The organism is Clostridium frigoris (assembly GCF_018861865.1).
Classification (GTDB): Bacteria; Bacillota; Clostridia; order Clostridiales; family Clostridiaceae; genus Clostridium_AD; species Clostridium_AD frigoris.
This window is the reverse complement of sequence record NZ_JAHLDV010000135.1, coordinates 1-1,524: the sequence shown is the minus strand read 5'-3', so window position 1 is coordinate 1,524 and position 1,524 is coordinate 1. Positions and strand designations below refer to the sequence as shown.

Sequence of the window (1,524 nt, the reverse complement as noted above, 5' to 3'; positions counted from 1 at the left end):
CTTTTTTGTTGAAATAATTAATCTGCGCCAACTGTTAAGTTGGTTAGCAAGCTCATTACATACTTTTTAGTCTTACGACTAAAATATTACTTTTACTAAAGTAATTGACTGATTAAAATAAAATATTATTTCATTTCTTTACCTATTTCTCTGTTTAATTTTCAAAGACCAATTTATTACTTCATATTCGACATCATCACTTACTTACGACGACAAGGAGTATTCTACCATAACAGAATTATTGCATATTAACGTTATGGTTCATATATCTAAATTATTCTCATTTATCTCCACTATTCACTATTAATCCTCCAATACCTCATGTTGATACACTAGGATAAGTATATTGTTTCTTGTCCAATATTAATTAATATAGAACATACTATTATATTTTATTTAACAACTACTAATCGCTTAACTGATATAATATATATAAGGGGTTGATGTTATGTGTTACAAATCATTGGATACAATAGTAAAAAGCAGTGCTAATATAGTTTTTTTTGGAGGTGCAGGTGTATCAACAGAAAGTTCCATTCCTGATTTCCGTTCTGCAAAAGGTTTGTATAATGTAAAAAATGACCTAAAATTTTCTCCTGAAGTTATTTTAAGTCATTCTTTTTTTATAAATCATACTGAAGATTTTTTTAAATTTTATAAAACTAATATGATATTTACTGATGCAGTACCAAATGTTGCTCATATTGCATTATCAAAACTTGAAAATAGAAACAAATTAAAAGCTGTAATTACTCAAAATATTGATGGATTACACCAAATGGCAGGTTCAAAAAATGTTTATGAACTTCATGGATCTATACATAGAAATTTTTGTATGAAATGCAATAAATCTTTCAACTTAAAGTATATTTTGGCTAGTAAATCAACAATTCCACTATGTGACAGTTGCAGTGGTATTGTCAAACCTGATGTAGTTCTTTATGAAGAAAGTTTAGATATGACTATCTTAGAAAGTTCCATTAAAGCAATAAGCAACGCTGATACATTGATTGTAGGTGGTACCTCTCTTGTAGTATATCCAGCTGCAAACCTAATTAAATATTTCAATGGAACCAACTTGATTCTCATCAACAAGTCTCCAACCCAGTATGACAATCAAGCAAATTTAGTAATTAACGATAGTATAGGTAAAGTTTTGAGCACTGTTTGTGCATCACTTTAAAAGAATTGATTTATATTTTAACGCAAAAAAACACTACGTAAACTTAGTGCTTTTTTTATTACCTGGCGACAACCTACTCTTCCACAAGATTACCCCTGCAGTACCATGGTTACATTGAATTTTAACCGACCTGTTCGTTATGAGAACGGGTGTTACCTTCAAGCCATAATCACCAGATGAGAATATAAATATTCTCTGAAAATTGAGCTTCATTTAATTTTGGGCAAAATAAAAACACTAAGTAAACTTAGTGTTTTTTTATAACCTGGCGACAACCTACTCTTCCACAAGGTTACCCCTGCAGTACCATCGGCGCATTGAAGCTTAACCTTCGTGTTCGG

General features: G+C 30.3%; 1 protein-coding gene and 2 rRNA genes. 1 reads left to right on the top strand and 2 read right to left on the bottom strand.

Annotated features, from left to right (window positions below):
• Positions 1 to 448 precede the first annotated feature (448 nt).
• Positions 449 to 1,183, top strand: a complete 735-nt coding sequence (locus tag KPL37_RS19420) for an NAD-dependent protein deacylase (protein WP_216151711.1) — start codon at positions 449 to 451, stop codon at positions 1,181 to 1,183.
• 60 nt (positions 1,184 to 1,243) lie between these two features.
• Here KPL37_RS19420 and rrf (KPL37_RS19415) read toward each other — a convergent pair.
• Positions 1,244 to 1,360, bottom strand: a 5S ribosomal RNA gene (gene rrf / locus KPL37_RS19415).
• An 86-nt stretch (positions 1,361 to 1,446) separates the two neighbouring features.
• Positions 1,447 to 1,524 (bottom strand): 5S ribosomal RNA (gene rrf, locus KPL37_RS19410); the annotation flags it as partial.

Excerpts from the sequence above, each read along its gene's own strand:
- KPL37_RS19420 (WP_216151711.1), top strand. The coding sequence starts at position 449 with ATGTGTTACAAATCATTGGATACAATAGTAAAAAGCAGTGCTAATATA.